General features: G+C 41.3%; 14 protein-coding genes. 5 read left to right on the top strand and 9 right to left on the bottom strand.

Annotated elements, in window-relative coordinates; translation table 11 throughout:
- Positions 1-41 precede the first annotated feature (41 nt).
- Both IQ264_RS33175 and IQ264_RS24815 read right to left on the bottom strand, forming a co-directional pair.
- Positions 42-1,733, bottom strand: coding sequence for a M23 family metallopeptidase (locus IQ264_RS33175; protein WP_228061796.1), 1,692 nt, complete (start codon positions 1,731-1,733; stop codon positions 42-44).
- Positions 1,734-1,768: 35 nt separating this feature from the next.
- Entirely contained in the window at positions 1,769-2,584 is an 816-nt protein-coding gene (locus IQ264_RS24815; RefSeq protein WP_193983905.1) for a biotin--[acetyl-CoA-carboxylase] ligase, read from the bottom strand.
- A 92-nt stretch (positions 2,585-2,676) separates the two neighbouring features.
- Here IQ264_RS24815 and pgeF point away from each other — a divergent pair, with 92 nt between their 5' ends.
- Positions 2,677-3,522, top strand: coding sequence for a peptidoglycan editing factor PgeF (gene pgeF / locus IQ264_RS24810; RefSeq protein ID WP_322744801.1), 846 nt, complete (start codon positions 2,677-2,679; stop codon positions 3,520-3,522).
- Positions 3,523-3,668: 146 nt separating this feature from the next.
- Here pgeF and IQ264_RS24805 read toward each other — a convergent pair whose 3' ends face one another.
- A complete protein-coding gene (locus tag IQ264_RS24805; protein WP_193983901.1) occupies positions 3,669-4,631 on the bottom strand; it encodes an HlyD family efflux transporter periplasmic adaptor subunit in 963 nt (320 codons plus the stop codon).
- Between the two features lie 169 nt (positions 4,632-4,800).
- Between IQ264_RS24805 and IQ264_RS24800 the strand changes: the two genes are divergently transcribed.
- The 4 genes from IQ264_RS24800 (at position 4,801) to IQ264_RS24785 (ending at position 7,962) form a co-directional block, all read left to right on the top strand.
- Positions 4,801-5,052, top strand: coding sequence for a hypothetical protein (locus tag IQ264_RS24800; RefSeq protein ID WP_193983899.1), 252 nt, complete (start codon positions 4,801-4,803; stop codon positions 5,050-5,052).
- 48 nt (positions 5,053-5,100) lie between these two features.
- Positions 5,101-5,346 (top strand): hypothetical protein, encoded by a 246-nt coding sequence (locus IQ264_RS24795; RefSeq protein WP_193983897.1) that lies wholly within the window; start codon positions 5,101-5,103, stop codon positions 5,344-5,346.
- Between the two features lie 48 nt (positions 5,347-5,394).
- Positions 5,395-5,613 carry a hypothetical protein gene (locus IQ264_RS24790; protein WP_193983895.1) on the top strand — a complete coding sequence of 73 codons (219 nt, stop codon included), beginning with the start codon at positions 5,395-5,397 and terminating at the stop codon, positions 5,611-5,613.
- 204 nt (positions 5,614-5,817) lie between these two features.
- Entirely contained in the window at positions 5,818-7,962 is a 2,145-nt protein-coding gene (locus IQ264_RS24785) for a peptidase domain-containing ABC transporter (protein WP_193983893.1), read from the top strand.
- A gap of 426 nt (positions 7,963-8,388) precedes the next feature.
- Here the strand turns inward: IQ264_RS24785 and IQ264_RS24780 are convergent, their stop codons facing one another.
- From IQ264_RS24780 to IQ264_RS24755, 6 genes are all read right to left on the bottom strand, one after another.
- Positions 8,389-8,844 carry a response regulator gene (locus tag IQ264_RS24780; RefSeq protein ID WP_193983891.1) on the bottom strand — a complete coding sequence of 152 codons (456 nt, stop codon included), beginning with the start codon at positions 8,842-8,844 and terminating at the stop codon, positions 8,389-8,391.
- Between the two features lie 38 nt (positions 8,845-8,882).
- The gene (locus IQ264_RS24775) at positions 8,883-11,165 is read right to left on the bottom strand and encodes an ATP-binding protein (RefSeq protein ID WP_193983889.1); all 2,283 of its coding nucleotides are present in this window, start codon (positions 11,163-11,165) and stop codon (positions 8,883-8,885) included.
- Positions 11,166-11,175: 10 nt separating this feature from the next.
- Complete coding sequence (locus IQ264_RS24770) at positions 11,176-13,713, bottom strand: ATP-binding protein (RefSeq protein WP_193983887.1); 2,538 nt, start codon at positions 13,711-13,713, stop codon at positions 11,176-11,178.
- Positions 13,714-13,836: 123 nt separating this feature from the next.
- Positions 13,837-15,432 carry a photosynthetic/respiratory NAD(P)H-quinone oxidoreductase subunit D1 gene (gene ndhD1, locus IQ264_RS24765; protein ID WP_193983885.1) on the bottom strand — a complete coding sequence of 532 codons (1,596 nt, stop codon included), beginning with the start codon at positions 15,430-15,432 and terminating at the stop codon, positions 13,837-13,839.
- Between the two features lie 406 nt (positions 15,433-15,838).
- Complete coding sequence (locus IQ264_RS24760; protein ID WP_193983883.1) at positions 15,839-17,926, bottom strand: NAD(P)H-quinone oxidoreductase subunit 5; 2,088 nt, start codon at positions 17,924-17,926, stop codon at positions 15,839-15,841.
- A gap of 471 nt (positions 17,927-18,397) precedes the next feature.
- On the bottom strand, positions 18,398-18,778 hold the full coding sequence (locus IQ264_RS24755) for a thioredoxin family protein (RefSeq protein ID WP_193983881.1): 381 nt from the start codon (positions 18,776-18,778) through the stop codon (positions 18,398-18,400).
- Positions 18,779-19,018: the final 240 nt, after the last annotated feature.

The raw sequence follows: 19,018 nt of genomic DNA, 5'->3' as shown, positions 1-19,018 counted from the left end.
CCCCATCCCCCTATCCCCCCATCTCCTCTATCCCTCTGCCTCTAATTTCCAGAAGCAAACAACGGAGGCGGTGCATCCGTTCCAGGGATGGGAATTTCTGGTAACTCAGCACTAGGAATCGGAATTTGGGGCGCTAACTTTTCTGTTTGTAAGGTATTTGGTGGCAGTTCATAAGGTTGGGTATCCTGTGGTAAAGTTGCCTGACCACTTTGGAAAGCCCGCACCAATCGAGCTAAAGAATATTCCAACTGGACTCCGGGATTTTTTGCTACCCAACCTTGGGGTGTTTGTTCTCGGACTTCAAAATGCAGGTGAGGACCATTTGTGTTGCCACTGTCACCAACTCGACCGATAACTGTTCCCTGTTCTACCCAATCTCCTGGTTTAACAGTAACTTCGGAAAGATGACCGTAACGGGTTTCTTGAGCATCTTGATTATGGCGTAATACCACCGCTAAACCGTAACCGCCCAAGAAATCAGCGATGGCTACCTTACCCGCATGAGCCGCTAACACAGGCGTTCCCATTGGCGCACCGATATCTGTACCAGCATGAAAGCCTCTTTCACCTGTAATTGGGTGGATTCGCCAGCCAAAGACAGAGGTAATTTGGGCGGGAATAGCCAAGGGGAAAATCATGGCTAGATTGGTAGGGTTGGATTCGTTATCAGAGGAATCACTGGGGTTGACGGAGTTGTAGTAATAATTTAAAACGCGATTCCGCGCCATTTGATTGTTCCTTGAACCGCTGGTTAACCCACTGATATTAGTGCTAGCAATTCGAGTTTCATTCCTTCTAATCACTCCACTGCGAGTCATTCTGATGCCGTTGGGAGTTACTTTAATCGGGCCAACAGTGACTTGATTGATTGCTGCTACTGCTGTACCTCGCTGTCGGGTTACTCTAGCTGTTTCGGTATTCTGTATTCCTTCATCCAAACGTCTTCGGGAGACACGGGAGTTTGAAGGCTCTATAGTTATGCGCTCTATTTCATAAGTTCTGGGGGCGCGACTGATTTCGGTAGAACGAGTGCGTCGTTCTATTTCATAAGTTCTGGGGGCGCGACTGATTTCGGCAGAACTTGGGCGCTTAATGTCGTAAGTTCTGGGGGCGCGGCTAATTTGAGTGCGAGTAGTGTCACTACGACGAACAATCACCGTATTTCTTCTCACTCTCGGTCTGACTGTTGCTACATCTGGGCTAGGTTCTTCGATGGAGAATTGTTCTGGAACTACTCGCTGACGAGGTTTGTAACGTTCCCGGAATACTACCGAGCTTGGTGGTTGATAGGAACGTCCTGGTAAATCTCGTCTATTAGTTGCGCCGATGCTGTAATCTGTTGGGTCAATGTAGGAGTTGGTGTTGGTGTTGCCGCTGTTGCTACGGGATTGAGACGCTCGGTTTTGCGATCGAGTTCTGGCGCTATTTGGTGTAGGGTTGGGAGTGCGTCTAATAAATACAGGATCGGGCTCTTTTGCTGGTGGTGCAGGAACGTCTGGCACAGCTTTGGGCATTATGTCTGGGATGTCGGGAGCAGCAAGGGCTGTCCCGGAGTGGGAATTTTCTATCCCTACCCAAACTATGCTACTGCTAAGAAATGCAATTGCTCCTAGCCACCCTAGACTATTCATCAGCAAGGAACGCTGCCAAAAACTAGTATCTGAGTTATTGGTTGGTTCATTTTCTGGGTTGGTTACTTTTATTTGCTCGTTTTCGTAATTTGGTTTTTCCATCTCCATCACACCGTATTAATTAGTCACAAAATTTTTTAAGAATAACCCAAATTGATTGTACCTACTGGTAGATGAATTTCTGAAGAGGGGGTTTCCCCGTCATTATTCAGGCAAACTCGCAAATCGCCATTTTCAGAAACACCAAGTATAATTGCTTGCTGTCCGTTAACTTCTATTGGACAACCTATTTTATTTAACAGTTTTTCGTAAGACGGTAAAAGAGCATTTACTCCTTGCTGTTGCCAGTAATGATATCCCGATACTATTCCCATCAGGGTTAGGGCAGCTAACATTTCTAGTGAAGATATTAATCCGGGATGATTTTCTTGCCAAGATTGCAGGTTTATGCCTGTTTCTGGAACTGGGTTAACCCAATTTATCCCGACACCAATTACTGCTTTGGTGATGCGTTCTTGCTGCACCCTAGTTTCAGTGAGAATGCCTCCAAGTTTATATTTAGAAATTACCAGATCGTTGGGCCATTTGAGGTAGACTGGGATACCAATTTGGCGTAAAGCTTGCGCTATTCCCCAAGCACTACTCATGGTTAGTTGGGCAGCCTGTTTTGCTGGCAGATTGGGAGCTAATGACATAGATAAGTATAGTCCACCTGGGGGCGAATACCACTGCCGACCCCATTGACCTTTGCCTGCTTGTTGTTCGGTGGCGATGACGACGGTTCCTGGTGGTGCGCCTTGCTCAATCAATTGCCAGAGTTTTTGATTGGTGGAAGGGAGAATGTCAAATAGGTGAAGTGTAAAGGTTTGGTTGTTGACAGGTTGCTCTGAGGAGTGATAGTTCTGTTTTATTGTGTCAAGAGCTGCGGTAAACTTTTGGCGATCGAATTCCACAATCAATATTTTTAGATTTTAGATTTTAGATTTAATAAATCTTGGTATAGGTTAGCATAGAAAGCATTGTCGTTTTCCAAAGTTTTGTCAGCGTGATTTCTCCCCAAACATCTGAACTGGAACTCAATAATTCTGCTAATTCTGCTCATTCTTGGCAATGGCGTTTTTGGGAAGGTTTGCCTTATTTAACTTGTAGCTTGTTGGCAAACTGGCAGCATGGCTTTTTTACCCGACAGTTTTCGCCACGTTTTCCGGTAGATTTGGTGCAGGTTCTTCACTCGGATGCTGAGTTTTACCGGGTAAGACAGGTGCATGGTAGCGGTGTGTTAACTCCAGCGGAAGTGAGTGAGTTTTTAGGTAGGGAAAAAGATCCCGGAATGTCGGAGTTTGAGTCTTTACCGCCAGCTGATGCTTTGGTGACGGAACGGGAAAAACAGGCGGTTTGGGTTTGTACTGCTGATTGTACTCCGGTTTTAATTGCTGATGAAACAACGAGACAGGTGGCGGCGATTCATGCAGGGTGGCGGGGTACGGCTAAGAGAATTGTACCGGAAGCGATCGCACGTCTAGTTTCTCAAGGTAGCAAATTAGAAAATCTTCGCATTGCAATGGGCCCAGCAATTACCGGGGAAGTATATCAAGTTTCCCAAGAAGTTGCAGCAGAAGTAGGCGCTACAGTTGTTTTTGCTGACTCGGAAACAGAAATTTTAACGGCTTTACAAGAGTTACCAAATTCTCCCATTTTCCCTGATTCCGAACCCGGAAAAGTGCGTTTAGATGTGCGCCGAGTCAATGAATTACAGTTAAAACAAATGGGAGTTGCTGAAGAACAAATAGCTATTTCTCCCCATTGTACCTATCAACAACCAGATTACTTCTTTTCTTATCGACGAGATCAGTTAAAAAAGGTGCAATGGTCGGGAATTGTTAGCCAATAATGCAGATAAAATACAATGCAGTTCGACAATTTATGTAAGTTATGACATACAAAATTATTATGGTAGGGACACGGCATCATTAAGATTTTCAACTTGTGCAAAATCTCTATGATGCCGTGTCCCTACATTGATTTCCTGCTACTCTACTACAAATTAGTACTCAATCTAGCTTTTCTGAGAATAAAACTGAGAAAAGTTTCTTGTTTAGAAATAATGTTAGCTGTAACCTCCATTCCTGGTTGTAGGGGATAATAGCGATCGCTTTTCACCAAAAAACTCTTTTCCGGTTCAATAATCACTTCGTAGTAAGGAGAAGTTGGTTCTGCACCAGTATTTTGCGGTGTAATTGCATCAGCACTAATTGAAATAACTTTGCCTTGCAAAATTCCGTAATCTGGGTAAGGATAAGCCGAAATCCTTAATTGTACAGTCTGACCCATTTGTACGTTAGCAATATCTTGTACCGCTACTCTTGCTTTGATCAACATAGAAGTATTAGTAGGAAGAATTTGCGCCACTTGTTGTCCAGTTTTGATCTGTTGACCAATACTTTGTAACTCCAATTTAAGAATTCTGCCAGATACTGGAGTACGTATCACAGCATTATCTAGCATTTGGGAAACTTGGTAAAATTGGCTTTGGGTATTGTTGAGTTGTTCTTCCATGCTTTTGTAACGACGGAACAAGTACCAAATGTTAGGAGAATTTGGGTTTCTTGCTTTGTATTGACTTATTTGAGAACCAAGTTGAGCAAGTTGAGCACTTAGTTGATCTACTTGCTTTTTCAGGTTGTTTCTTTGGTTTTTTAAGGGTATTTCATCTACTTTAGCGATCGGATCTCCAGCTTTAATATCCTGATTTTCTTTAACATCAATACTTTTCACCTTTCCCTGTGTTGCTGACTCTACAATTTGCAGTTCACTAGCCGGACGAACCATTCCCATTGCATCTACAGTCGTGTTGTACTTAATCACCGCAGATAAAGCTAGTGCTGCACCAAATGTCGCGGCTAAACACAACCCTGTTAACTTTGCCCAACGACTAATTGGAGGTAGAAATTCATCGCTTTCTAAGGGATTGAGTAGGTTGGAATCAAATCTGTTACTCATGATGGCATTCAGTTACTTTAGGTGAAAATTTTTTTTTAAACCACCCGCATACCTTCCGGATGGGAGTGGGTATCGCAGGGAATCTGTAACTGAATTCGCAAGGTAGAGCAACAAATCAGTAAAAGTACTAAGCGAGTTTTTCCCCTTGTCATCTCAAATGGAGTTACTTATGGATAACCAAGAAATTCAAAAACCGGAACTTTTTACCGAATTAAACTCTGAAGAAGCTGCTAGTGTTAACGGCGGTTATTACGGTTGCTACTACGGTGGCTACGGCTACCGTCGCTACCGTCGTGCTTCTTACGGTTACGGCTACTACCGTCCTTACCGTCGCTACTATCGTACATCCTACTACTACCCACGCTACTACTCCTACTACCGCGCTAGCTACGGTTACGGTGGTGGCTACGATTGTTGGTAAGCCTGGATACGTCAGTTAGAAATTTGAACATCTCAAATGGAGTTACTTATGAATAGCCAAGAAATTGAAAAACCAGAACTTTTTACCGAATTAAACTCTGAAGAAGCTGCTAGTGTTAACGGTGGTTACTACGGTTGCTATTACGGTGGCTACGGCTACCGTCGCTACCGCCGCGCTTACTACGGCTACTATCGTCCTTACCGTCGCTACTATCGTACATCCTACTACTATCCACGCTACTACTCCTACTACCGCGCTAGCTACGGTTACGGTGGTGGCTACGATTGCTGGTAAGCCTGGATACGTCAGTTAGAAATTTGAACATCTCAAACGGAGTTATTTATGGATAACCAAGAAATTGAAAAACCAGAACTTTTTACCGAATTAAATTCTGAAGAAGCTGCTAGCGTTAATGGTGGTTGCTACGGCTACTACGGCTACCGTCGTCGCTACCGTCGCGCTTACTACGGCTACTACCGTCCTTACCGTCGCTACTATCGTACATCCTACTACTACCCACGCTACTACTCCTACTACCGCACTGGCTACGGTTGCTGGTAAGCCTGGATGGGTAAGTGAGAAATTTGAGCAGTTAGGTAGTTTGCAGACATCCTATAAATTGCCCAAATTTCTCTACAGATGTAACTCGGAACGGGACTAAAAACTCACAAGAACACCCATATATATGATGGGTGTTTTTTTCTGATCTGTGTAGGTTCGGGATGAATAGCTGATCTAGCATCTAACACTAATACAGATTATCCAATGAAATACTCAGTTGTTTTACAACATAGTGAAGAAGATTGCGGTGCAGCTTGTCTAGCTTCTGTTGCTAAGTCTTACGGGCGTTTGTTAACTCTGAACCGCATTCGAGAAGCAGTTGGTACAGGCAAGTTAGGAACTACCTTGCTAGGTTTAAGAAGGGGTGCAGAAGCTTTGGGTTTTAATGCCCGAACGGTGAAAAGTTCCCCTGATATTCTCAACCAGATGAATGATGCGCCCTTACCAGCTATTATCCACTGGATGGGAACTCACTGGGTTGTTTTGTATGGGCAGCGAAAAAAGAAGTATGTAATTGCCGATCCTGCTGTAGGAATCCGTTATATTACGAAAGAGGAATTAACAGAAAATTGGGAAGATTGGGTAATGCTTTTGTTAGAACCCGATCCGGTACGCTTCTACAATCAACCAGAAGATAAAATTGGTGGTTTTGGTCGCTTTTTTGAACGGGTTTGGCCTTATCGCACTCTATTATTGCAAGCATTACTGCTCAATGTTGTTTTAGGTTTTTTGTCTTTGGCTTCGCCTTTTTTGCTGCAAATTCTCACTGATGATGTGTTAATTCGGGGAGATATGCAGTTACTTACTGGTGTTGCGATCGCAGTTGTAGTCATGAACCTTTTTAGTGGTGGTTTAGGGCTACTGCAATCTAATTTTATCGCTCACTTCGCTCAAAGATTAGAGTTAGGTTTAGTCTTAGAATTTGCCAGACAAATTCTCCGTTTACCTCTCAGTTATTACGAAGCCCGTCGCAGTGGTGAAATTGTTAGTCGTTTGCAAGATATTCAAGAGATTAACCAGTTAGTTTCTCAAATAGTTGTTAGTTATCCCAGTCAGTTATTCGTTGCTAGCATCTCTTTTATTTTCATGCTGGTTTATAGCTGGAAATTAACTATTGCGGCTGTGCTTATTGCTGCGTTAATGACTGTTTCTACCATTCTTTTCTTACCTAGTTTGCAACAAAAAACTCGCAATCTTTTAGTTCAAGAAGCGGATACTCAAGGTATTTTAGTCGAAACTTTCAAAGGCGCACAAACTCTCAAAACTACTAACTCTTTTGCCCAATTTTGGGAAGAGATGCAAAGTAAATTCGGTCGGTTAGCAAATCTATCTCTCCGCACCACTCAAATTGGAATTGTCAATAATATATTTTCTGAATTTGTTTCTGGTAGTGGTGCAGTAGCTTTACTTTGGTTAGGTAGTTTGCTCGTAATCAATAAAGAGTTATCGATCGGACAATTACTAGCATTCAATAGTTTAAATCAGAGCTTTACAGCTTTAATTACTACCACTATTGGATTTGTTGATGAATTTGCTCGTGTGCAAGCAGCTAGCCAACGTTTAACAGAAGTCATCGATGCTACCCCAGAAGCTGAAGGAGATACGAAAAAACCTGAAGCAATTATACCAGGAAATTCTGATATTATTTGCAACGATGTGAATTTCCATTATGCTGGAAAGGTAGAATTACTAAAAAACTTTTCTCTAACAATTCCAGGAGGGAAAGTAGTTGCAGTAATTGGTAAATCTGGCTGTGGTAAAAGTACTTTAGCGAAAATGATTGCTGGTTTATATCCGCCGCAATCTGGTAATATTCGCATTGACATATATAATATGCAGGATTTAGCTTTAGAATCTTTTCGTCAACAGGTGGTTTTAGTTCCCCAAGATGCCCATTTTTGGAGTCGTTCAATTATTGAAAATTTCCGTTTGGGTTCACCTCAAGTCACTTTTGAGCAAATTGTTAAAGCTTGTCGCATTGCTGGTGCTGATGAGTTTATTAGTCAGTTACCTGACAAATATCAAAGTGTATTGGGTGAATTTGGCGCGAATATTTCAGGAGGACAAAGACAAAGATTAGCAATTGCTAGAGCCCTAGTTAATGAGCCATCAATTTTAATTTTAGATGAGTCTACTGCTGGTTTAGATCCGGTGAGCGAAACGCAGGTTTTAGAAAATTTACTAAGTCATCGTCGGGGAAAAACCACAATTTTAATTAGTCACCGTCCGAGAGTTATTAATCGTGCTGATTGGGTGATTTATTTGGATAATGGACGAGTAAAGTTACAAGGTACTTTGGATGAATTACGCGCCAAACGCGGAGATCATCAGGGATTTTTGAATCCTTAATTATTGGGGAAATTACGAAGTTAAAAATTATTTTGGGATGGGCTTTTTGCCTATCTCATTTTTTTTCCACTCCAGACGCAGAGAGCTCACAGGAAGAGGGTTAGAGAGATTATTTGATGTCAAATTATTTCACCAGAGGAGGTGGCAATACTGCTCGGTTAAGGGTAGGGGCGAAGCATTCGGGCGACAATTTATGTACTCAAACCCTAGATTTTCTGTCCGAATGCTTCGCCCTTCCAAAGGCAAAAAATGCTTAACCGAGCAGTATTGGAGGAGGTGGAACCTCCCAGATTCTCGTTCCCAGGTTGAACCTGGGAACGAGGAATGGAGGCTCTGCTCAAGAGTGCAAGATCTGAGATTAGGGTTAGGGCGCGATCGCTAATTTCGAGTAGTTCTTCCATGATGCTTTTTTGTCTAGTTAATATCTCACTTATAAACAAAATTTGGTAAAGTGTTGGCTTCAAACCAATACTCCATTAAAAGTTGAATATTTCGCATTAATTTATTAACATTAATTGGTTTAATAATGTAGCTATTAACTCCTTGTTGATAACAAATTTCCACATCTTTGGGATTAGAAGATGTGGTAAACACAACCACAGGAATAATGCTCAAATCGCTATCTTGTTTAATTTGAGCTAAAACATCTCGTCCATCAATGCCTGGTAAATTCAAATCTAGTAAAATAATTGATGGGCGGGGTGCTTGTTTTTGGTCACTATATTGACCTCTGTGATAGAGAAAATCTAAGGCTTCCTCCCCATCTGAGCAACGGTAAATCGCTTGGGTAATTGACAATTTCCTGAATATACGTTCAAATGCAAAAAAATCTTCATCGCTATCTTCAACAAGTAAAAAGGGTTGATTTGTAATGGTGTTCATAAGATAATATCAATTTTAATTTTTAGAGAGTCGTCAGCTTATCTTGGTAAGGTAAAGTAAAAAGTGCTGCCTTCACCAAAGATAGATTCTACCCAAATTGTACCGCCATGTCGCTCAACTATTTTCTTGGCAATTGTTAAACCTGCACCTGTCCCTCCACCGTACTTTTTTGGCCCATGTAGGCGTTTGAAAATCCGAAAAATATTTTCTAGATGATAGTCACGAATCCCAATGCCGTTATCGCGCACGTATAAAATGGTTGTAGCTTCCAAAGAGTTTTCAGCATCATGACGAGGTTGATTTTCAAGATCTAAAAAGCCGATTTCTATCCATTTCTCGGTGCGATCGTTATATTTTATGGCATTACTAAGTAGGTTACTAAAAACTTCATTAATTTGGATGCGATCGCATCTTACTATTGGTAAAGGTCGAGGTATGCGAATTTCTACATTAGACATTGGGGAACTCAAATTCAATACATCAATTACATTTTTAACTATGTCATTTAAATCTGTTTCTTGCCAAGCTAATTCTACCCGTCCCAGTCGGGAAAAATGTAGCAAAGAATCGATCAAATCTTCCATTCGTTGCGTCAGACGAACTAAAGTTTCTAATTTAGAAATACCTTCTTCATGCAAAACATTGGCATAATCTTCAATTAAGAAAGTAGCATAATTATGAATTCCCCGTAATGGCTCTTTTAAATCATGAGAAGCAATATAAGCAAAAGCATCTAGTTCATTATTGCTACGTTCTAACTCTAAGTTAATTTTTGCCAGTTCATCTGCACGACGCAAAACAATTCCCACAATGGCGCTACGCAGTTCTAAAACTGCTTCAATTTCGCAAGGTTTCCATGCCAAAGATTTTCCTTTTACTGTTTCTTGCCAAAGGGTGAAAGATTTGCGAGGAGAAAGATATAAAATATCGTCTTCTTTTACTTCTACAGGCTTGTTAGGATTGCCACCCCAATTGACAGTTTGAATTACTTCTGGACGAAACCACAAGATATAATTCCGATTAACTTTCGAGATTGCTAAGGCTATTACGCCGCTGACTATTTGCTGATATTTTTCGGCTTCTGGATACTCTTGAGATAAAGCATCTGTGTGAAATAAATTGCCTTCTATTTTAGTTTCAATCCATTCCAGTAAGGTTTCTAAATCTGTATTTTCAGGCGTTTGACCGATCGATCTCCATTGATTGTCCTGACAAATAGCAACTCCTTGAGCACTAGTTAAAGCTAACAAATCTACTTCTGATTGAATTAAACTATCTACAAAATCATTATTTTGGGGAATCGATTCCATAAATCTAGTCAGAATCGATTTTAACTGCATTTTATAATCAAGGTCTTCGTTTTCTTCTTTTGCTATCAATTCCCAGGACACAACTTGACCTAAAAATTCGCAGGCGGTGCGGATTTCATAGCTCAGATATTTGGTAGATTCATGATGGCAAGCAATTAAGCCCCACAATTTTTTGTTTTTAATTAATGAAATGGACATCGATGCACCAACGCCCATATTATGCAGGTATTGAATATGAATTGGTGATACACTACGAAGGACAGCGAAACTTAAATTGGTGGGGGAATTTGTAATAGGATTTAGCTGGGGAATTAGGGGAACAGGTTGGTAATTAGCATTGGGAATTAAGCGCAACCAATTATCAGTATAAAGTTGTTTTGCTTGCTTGGGAATGTCTGATGGAGGATAGCGCAAACCTAAAAAAGGTGTGCAATCTTCTCGTTTCGCTTCGGCAATTACGGTTCCTGCACCTGTGGCATCAAATTGATAAACCATTACTCGATCGAATTGCGTAATTTTTTGTACTTCTTTAACGATAACATTACACATTTCTGATAATTTCGATGTATTTTGCAACTTGCTGATTGTATTTCTAACCAAATGATAAAATCCGAAAAAATCAGGATTTATTTTAGTTTTTGCAGGTTCTAATTCTAAAAATAAAACACCATCAAAGCGGTGAATAATTCCATCAAATGTAATAAATTTATTTCTTTTCTTTAATGTTAATTTCAAGGGATTCACGTTTTCAAAGTCTGACTCTAAGCATTTTTTTATAGCATCTATTTCTTTGGGTATAAGTAATTCTTCTAAGTAAGTATTTAATAATGTTTCTGGTTGTTTACCAATAAACTCGGCAGTATTTTCACTGACTTGAATTATTTTTAGTTCTGGTTCTTGTAAAATTAACAGAAAACCATGAGGTTGTATGGAACCAGGAATGTGGATTGGTTCGCGATCGCAATTAGTTAAATCAATTGTTTCAGAAATAATTGTCGAATTGTTACTCATTGTTTAATTACTAATTATTGGCAATCAAAGTTTCACTTTGGAAAAGTGGTATTGTAACTGTAAAAGTTGCACCTTTTCCTTCTCCGGGACTGGCAACTGTTACCGTTCCGCTGTGTAGTTCAACTAAATGATACACGATCGCTAATCCTAAACCTACCCCATCATTAGAGGATTGATTACCGCTGTTTTCTTGACGGAAAAACTCGAAAACATGAGGCAAAAAATCTGCACTAATTCCTTTACCCGTATCCGTAACTAGAATTTGTGCATAACCATTTTCCGCAGTACTTGACCTTTGTTTTTCTTGCTTGATGACAACTGAAAGTTCCACCTCTACTCTGCCACCATTAGGAGTAAATTTAATTGCATTTACCAATAAATTCGTGATAATTTGGTGCAATCGATTTACATCCCCAAGAATTTGCACATTCCTATTCACAATTTTCGAGTCTAATTTAATGTTTTTATTTTCTGCTGATAGTTGCAGGCTAGTAATAGCTGTCTCAATAACATTACCCACATTAGTTCGGTTAAGATTTATATTTAAATTACCTCGGATCATGCGCGAAATATCCCACAAATCGTCAATTAGTTTATTTTGAATTGTAGCATTACGTTCAATTGTTTCCAGTGCATTTTGAATTGTGGCGGCATCAAAATTCCGAGTTCTGAGTAAAGTTGCCCAACCGAGAATAGTGGTCAGAGGAGAACGTAATTCATGAGATACGATCGCCAAAAATTTATCTTTAGTGCCATTAGCTATTTCTGCTTCTTCACGGGCTATTTGTGCTTTTAATAATAACTTCTCCCGTTCTTGTTCTAACTGCTTTTGCTCGCTAATATCTAGAACAAAAGCCACACCTCGATCGCTAGATCCTGGTAGATAAGCAACAGCTAATAAAACTGGTAGACAATTGCCATTTTTACAGATATATTCTTTAGTAAACGGCGCACAGTAACCAGTTTTTTGTAAAGTCTCTAATTTCTCAGCGTCTAACTTTTGATATTCCAGTGGTGTAATTTCGTTGTAGTAAATCTTTTCTGTAATTAATTCTTCTCGATTGTAGCCAGTCATGCCGCAAAAACTTTGGTTAGCATCCAATATTTTCCCAGCATTATCCCACAAAAAAATGCCCATTATATTCGATTCAAATACACCGCGAAAAAGTGCCTCACTTTGCCGCAAAGCAGCTTCAGTCCGTTGCCGTTCTATTAATTCATTAGACATTTGTTGATAAAGTTCTGATTGCTTAATAGCAATCCCAACTTGAGTTGCTAATTGCTGAAGTAAAGCAATTTCTAAAAATTGCCACTCCCGCGCTGTTGCACAATGATGAGCAATTAATAATCCCCATAATTTATCTTCTTGCAGAATTGGTACTACTAAGTTTGCCCTTACCTGAAATTGAGTCAGTAAATTCAGATGACAAGGCTCAATTTCTGTGTTGAAAATATCACTTTTACTGGTCACTAATCCCTGGCGATAAACTTCAATATAGCTTTCTATAAAGCAGGGGTCGTATATACTTCTATAAAGGATGGAAGTCCATCCAGAGCCAACGGATTCCGTAACTATAGTACCGCTACCATCTGCTTGCAAACGGAAAACGATTACGCGATCGGTTTGCAGAAATTTTCGCACTTCCGCTACAGTAGTATTAAGTATTTGTTCTAAATCTAATGATTCGCGAATTTGTTGAGCAATTTGATTAACTATTCTTTCCTTTTCTATTTGCTGTTTTCTGGCTATTTCTGCTTGTTGACGGGTGGTAACATCGCGCCAACATACCACCATTCCATCACCTAATTTACTGATTCTAATATCGAAGAATTTTGTGAAATATTGATTACCAAAAACATCTGAATAAATCTGAGATTCTCTAATTAACGGTTTCCCCGTTTCCACAACTTGACAATATTCGGCAAACAAGTCACTTTTATATTTATTAGGAAATACTTCGCAGAGAAATTTTCCGATATCCTTGGGTGTCATTTGATTACTTGCCAAGGCAGCTGCATTCAAATAATCAATCCGAAAATCTACTATTTGCCCTAACTCATTCCGTATTGCTGAATAGATGCCAAAGCAATCTAGCATATTTTCTACAGATGTGTGAAAACGCTCCTCGCTGGCGCGTAATTGACGGCGTAATTCTGTATTTTCGATCGCCCCCTGCATTGCCAATCGTAAGCTGTCGGGTGTAATTTTCCCTTTAATTAAGTAATCTTCCGCACCGCTTTTTATTGATTTAGCTGCTACAGCTTCATTACCCTGCCCTGTAATCATAATCACAGGTGGACATTGGTCGCCTACCTGCGTTTGCAACTGTGCCAGAAACTCTAACCCATCTAGATCAGGTAGTAAAAAATCTAACAGTATTCCATCTACTTTACGTACTTGGCATACTGCTAGAGCATCTTCTGCTAATTCTTCTTCTAAAATGGTGTAACTATTATTTTGGTCAGCCTCTAAGTATCTGCGATAGGTTTCCCGATCGTGTGGCGTATCATCAATAATTAAAATTGTGCGCTGCTGTTTTAAGGGCATGACCGACTATAACATAGTACAATTTGCTTATTTGAAGGAAAAATACTTTGATAATGTTACCAATTCTACCAAACAAAAAAGCCCCTGCAAAGGGGCGGAATCTACTTAAAAATCAATTCTTTTTCACTTACCAATTTTGGGTGCAGAAGTAATTTTCCGAAACGCCGTTGGTAAAGGATTCACAGGCTGAGGATTTTCTACTAATGTTGGGACTGCTGCGCGTAAACGTGCCGTTAATTGTTGCGTACTTGCATCGTAAATTTGCGTGAGCATTTTGGGATAGAAACCAATCCCAATAATTGGCACTAACAAACAAGTAATGATAAACACTTCTCGCGGTTCGGCATCAATCAAAGCTTCGTGTTCTACTAACTCTTTATTTTCCGGGCCGTAGAAGATTTCCCGCAACATTGACAACAGATAAATTGGGGTCAAAATCACACCCACAGCTGCCAAGAACACAATAATTACTTTGAAAGTCGGATTATAAGCATCGCTAGTAGCAAAGCCCACAAATACCATTAATTCAGCCACAAAACCACTCATTCCCGGCAATGCTAAAGATGCCAAAGCACAAGCAGTCCACATAGAAAACATCTTTCGCATTTTCTGACCAACACCACCCATTTCATCTAACATTAATGTGTGGGTTCGATCGTAAGTTGCACCTACTAGGAAGAACAAACTCGCCCCAATTAAACCATGAGAAACCATTTGTAACATTGCCCCACTCAAACCTAAATCGGTAAACGAGGCAATCCCAATTGTCACAAATCCCATGTGAGAAATTGAAGAGTAAGCAATCTTCCGTTTCAAGTTTCTTTGGGCGAAGGAAGTTAAAGCGGCGTAGATAATATTTACCACGCCCAAAACTACCAACACCGGGGCAAATACCGCATGGGCATCAGGTAACATTTGAGCATTCATCCGAATTAAGGCATAACCACCCATTTTCAGGAGAATCCCAGCGAGTAGCATATGTACTGGTGCGGTAGCTTCGCCATGTGCATCTGGTAGCCAAGTGTGGAAGGGAATAATCGGCAGTTTGACGGCGTAGGCAATGAAGAAAGCCGCATACATCCATAATTGGAAGTTGATAGCGAAGTCTTTAGCGGCGAGAGTTCGCATATCGAAAGAAACGTTGTCGCCATAGAACGCCATCGCCAAAGCTGCGATTAAGATAAACAGGGAACCGCCAGCGGTGTAGAGAATGAACTTGGTAGCGGCGTAAAGACGCTTTTTCCCGCCCCAGATTGCCAACAGTAGGTAAACTGGAATCAATTCCAATTCCCACACTAGGAAGAACAGCAACATATCTTGGACGGCAAATACGGCAATTTGTCCACCGTACATTGCCAGAATTAAAAAGTAAAACAGCTTTGGTTTCCAGGTAACAGGCCAAGCTGCTAAAGTTGCTAGCGTAGTCATGAAGCCAGTCAGCAAGATGAGAGGCATAGATAGCCCATCTGCACCCACTGACCAATTTAAATCTAATTGGGGAACCCAAGCATAGCTTTCAAACAGTTGTAAACCGGGTTCTTTTAAGTCGTACCCAGTGTAGAAAGCGTAAGAAATCAGGGCAAAATCGATTAGCCCGATAATCAGGGCGTACCAACGTACTGTTTTCCCTTCTTTATCGGGGATGAAGGGTATTAGTAGGGATGCTGCGATCGGAAATAGTACGATCGTTGTCAGCCAAGGAAAATTAGCTGTATTCATTGCTAGTCAGTTTATTAAATTCCTAGAACTTAAGAATAATCTCGTCTAATTTGAGTTAACACAAGATCTACTCTCGTCCATACCATTTTTAGTACTAAGTTACGGAATATGCTTATTTCTTTGGTTTTAATTCCAGAATTTTAGGGAAAGGCAGAAGGCAGAAGGCAGAAGGCAGAAGGCAGAAGGGGAAAGGCAGAAGGTAGAAGGGGAAAAGCAGAAGGCAGAAGGCAGAAGGCAGAAGGCAGAAGGGGAAAGGCAGAAGGTAGAAGGGGAAAGGCAGAAGGTAGAAGGTAGAAGGTAGAGGGCAGAAGGCAGAAGTAAAAATTCCCCTTGTCCCCTTGTCTCCTTGTCTCCTTGTCTCCTTGTCCCCTTATCTCCTTGTCCCCTTGTCCCCGCGTCAGCGAAGCTAAGTGACGCTGAAGGCAATTACACCGACTAAAACGGCGGCGAATACGATTAGGGCGTAGAATTGTGCCCGTCCTGTTTCAAAGTATTTCAGACCTTCGCCGGAAAGTAGGGTGACTAAGCCTGTTAAGTTGACGGCACCATCTACTACTTTTAGGTCTACTTCCATGACTGCCCTGGCTAGGCGGCGGCTACCTTGGACGAAGAGAACGTCGTAAACTTCGTCGAAGTACCATTTGTTTTTGGAGATTTTGTAGAGTGAGGGAATTTTGGCTGCGATCGCACTTGGGTCAATTTTACCCCCCAAATACATCAGGGAAGCTAAAACAATCCCCACCAAAGAAATCGCCACAGAGCTACCTGCCATAATCAGGAATTCTGTAAAACCTTCCTGTGCTGCTTCTGCTGGTATTTCCGCAACTAACTCACTCGCAGGATGGATGAATTCTTCAAAGTAATTATGGAAAGGTGTTCCTACTAAACCAATTAACACCGAAGGAATTGCCAATAACATCAATGGCAAAGTCATGGTAATTGGTGATTCGTGAGGTTCATGACTATGATGATGACCTTCATGAGCCTCATGGTCGTCATGACCTCTAGCTTCCTCAATGGTCAATTCTTGAGGATTCATTGCGCCAGGGCCAAAAACTAAACCTTGGCTTTGCAGGACTTCTGCCTTAATGATGTTCTTCACGCCAGCTTCATTACCCCGGAACTTGCCTTCAAAGGTACTGAAGTACATTCGGAACATATAAAAGGCGGTGATTCCGGCTGTAATCCAGCCAATTGCCCATAAAACTGGATTAGCGGCAAAAGTAGAGCCTAAAATCTCATCTTTTGACCAAAATCCGGCGAAAGGAGGAATACCAGAAATTGCCAAAGTCCCAATCAAAAAAGTAATCGCGGTAATGGGCATAAATTTCCGCAAACCGCCCATCATTCGCATATCTTGAGCATAATTTGGGTCGTGACCGACTACTCCTTCCATGCCGTGAATCACTGAACCGGAACCCAGGAACAGCATGGCTTTAAAATAAGCGTGGGTCATGAGGTGAAATAGTCCGGCGCTGTAAGCACCGACTCCCATCGCCATCACCATGTAACCTAGCTGAGACATGGTGGAATAAGCCAAACCTTTTTTGATGTCGTTTTGGGTAATTGCGGTTGTTGCGCCCACGAAGGCGGTTACAGCCCCCGTCCAGGCGATGACATTCATTGCTACCGGGATGCCTTCAAACACGGGATACATCCGGGCAATTAAGAATACGCCAGCTGCCACCATTGTTGCGGCGTGGATTAACGCAGAAATGGGGGTGGGGCCTTCCATCGCGTCTGGTAGCCAAACGTGCAGGGGTACTTGAGCGGATTTAGCTACTGGCCCCATAAACACTAAAATGGCGAACAAGGCAGCTAAACCAGCGGCTAATTGTCCAGATTCGACGCTTGCTTGCAGACGTTCACCCATAACGGTGAAATCAAAGCTGCTAGTTGCCCAATATAAACCCAAGATGCCTAACAATAGGCCAAAGTCACCGACTCGGTTAGTTACAAATGCTTTTTGGCAAGCATCAGCTGCTGCCTTGCGATCGTACCAGAAACCAATCAGCAAGTAGGAACACATCCCGACTAGTTCCCAGAAGATATAAACTTGCACAAGGTTAGAGCTAACTACTAGACCTAACATCGACGAGCTAAACAAGCTGAGATAAGCATAGAAGCGAACATATCCCGGATCGTGAGCCATGTAGCCGTCGGTGTAAACCATGACAAGGAAGGCTACTGTGGTGACTATCACTAACATTACGGCAGTTAGATGATCGATCGTGTAGCCCATCGTCAGGTGAAAGTTCCCCGCAGATGCCCACTCTAGAGTCTGTGTGTAGGGTGCATGACCAGTAAATTGACTCCAAAGTATTGCAAAAGAGAGCGTCATTGCTGCTCCCAGTAGGGAGACAATAAACACCGCATTTAGCTGTCGCAGTTGGTTGGTAAATTTGCTAAACGAAATCAGCCCGATGCCGACTATCATCGCCCCCAACAGTGGTAGGACGGGTATTAGCCAAGCATACTGATATATCAGTTCCATCACTGATGCCTACTTTATATAATTTAACTTTTTGATCAAACTGTGAACAATTGTGACACACAGTTGATAGGTTCTTCTCACCATAAAATAACCAACACAGATAAATCTGGGTTGGCTTAAGGAAAAATTCATACAATTGGTAGGTTGGTCTGCAAAAAAACCTTTCTTGGGAAATAGGTCATTTGGTACAGATTTTGCGAAAAATTACGGAAATTGAAGGCGAAATTTTATCCCTTAGTTTCTGTCTAGTTTTCTAGTTTATAATCTGCACAGAAAAAATTGTTATTTTTGATATTTAGGGGCGATCGCGAGTGCCTGGTGTAGGCATAAGCATTCCGGTGATTAATTTGTTGGTTGAACCAAAGATAATTGCCGAAATGCTTTGTTCCTACTATTCACGACAATGCTTGAGTAACTATTGAGTGATTTGATCTAGCTCCTGTAACTCTGTACTGGGTACTTTGAGCCAACTCAGGAATTAGTATTACATCCAAGAGCTTCTAGCAACTGATAGTTACTAGATTCTGTATACCTCTGCAAAATCGTTTTTAGTGCTGTGTCAAGATCGTCTCGACCTCGAAAATGCTCGAAGCGGTAGAGAATCTGACCTGATTCAAACAAAATTATAGTAGGCAGGGTTTTTAGTCGATATGTGTTTGCTAGTTTAAAATTTTGGTCGGCGTTAATGTCCACTAATTTAAACTTGCCTACCGATTCTGCCTGAAAACGAGCCAATTGGGGATTGATCAGGCGACACAAACCGCACCAAGGAGCCCAAAAATGAACCAGTACAGGTGTGGGAGACTCTAAAACTTCTGGTGTAAACGTCCGCTCGTTAACTGACAGTACCATGACCCTCAAGATGATAACTTATAGATTTTTTTTATCTGTCTTGGGATCATGCTACATCGATTCGGGATCGTCTGACTCAGAAGTTTTGATAAGCAATTTAAGGATTGGGGATCGGCATATTCTGTTGAAGTGCTAGGAAACTCAGGAGTGAGCTAAATTTATGAGTTTTGAGTTATGAGTTTTGGATTAAGAATTTTACTTTTTTGAGGGGACAGGGGATTGGGGATTGGGGACCTGTCT

This window comes from [Phormidium] sp. LEGE 05292 (assembly GCF_015207735.1).
Classification (GTDB): domain Bacteria; phylum Cyanobacteriota; class Cyanobacteriia; order Cyanobacteriales; family Aerosakkonemataceae; genus Floridanema.
Note: the sequence above shows the minus strand (reverse complement) of the source record. Positions and strands in the feature narration are given on the sequence as shown.

Excerpts from the sequence above, each read along its gene's own strand:
- IQ264_RS33175 (WP_228061796.1), bottom strand. The coding sequence starts at position 1,733 with ATGGAAAAACCAAATTACGAAAACGAGCAAATAAAAGTAACCAACCCA.
- IQ264_RS24805 (WP_193983901.1), bottom strand. The coding sequence starts at position 4,631 with ATGAGTAACAGATTTGATTCCAACCTACTCAATCCCTTAGAAAGCGAT.
- IQ264_RS24800 (WP_193983899.1), top strand. The coding sequence starts at position 4,801 with ATGGATAACCAAGAAATTCAAAAACCGGAACTTTTTACCGAATTAAAC.
- IQ264_RS24795 (WP_193983897.1), top strand. The coding sequence starts at position 5,101 with ATGAATAGCCAAGAAATTGAAAAACCAGAACTTTTTACCGAATTAAAC.
- IQ264_RS24790 (WP_193983895.1), top strand. The coding sequence starts at position 5,395 with ATGGATAACCAAGAAATTGAAAAACCAGAACTTTTTACCGAATTAAAT.
- IQ264_RS24785 (WP_193983893.1), top strand. The coding sequence starts at position 5,818 with ATGAAATACTCAGTTGTTTTACAACATAGTGAAGAAGATTGCGGTGCA.
- IQ264_RS24780 (WP_193983891.1), bottom strand. The coding sequence starts at position 8,844 with ATGAACACCATTACAAATCAACCCTTTTTACTTGTTGAAGATAGCGAT.
- IQ264_RS24775 (WP_193983889.1), bottom strand. The coding sequence starts at position 11,165 with ATGAGTAACAATTCGACAATTATTTCTGAAACAATTGATTTAACTAAT.
- IQ264_RS24770 (WP_193983887.1), bottom strand. The coding sequence starts at position 13,713 with ATGCCCTTAAAACAGCAGCGCACAATTTTAATTATTGATGATACGCCA.
- ndhD1 (WP_193983885.1), bottom strand. The coding sequence starts at position 15,432 with ATGAATACAGCTAATTTTCCTTGGCTGACAACGATCGTACTATTTCCG.
- IQ264_RS24760 (WP_193983883.1), bottom strand. The coding sequence starts at position 17,926 with ATGGAACTGATATATCAGTATGCTTGGCTAATACCCGTCCTACCACTG.
- IQ264_RS24755 (WP_193983881.1), bottom strand. The coding sequence starts at position 18,778 with ATGGTACTGTCAGTTAACGAGCGGACGTTTACACCAGAAGTTTTAGAG.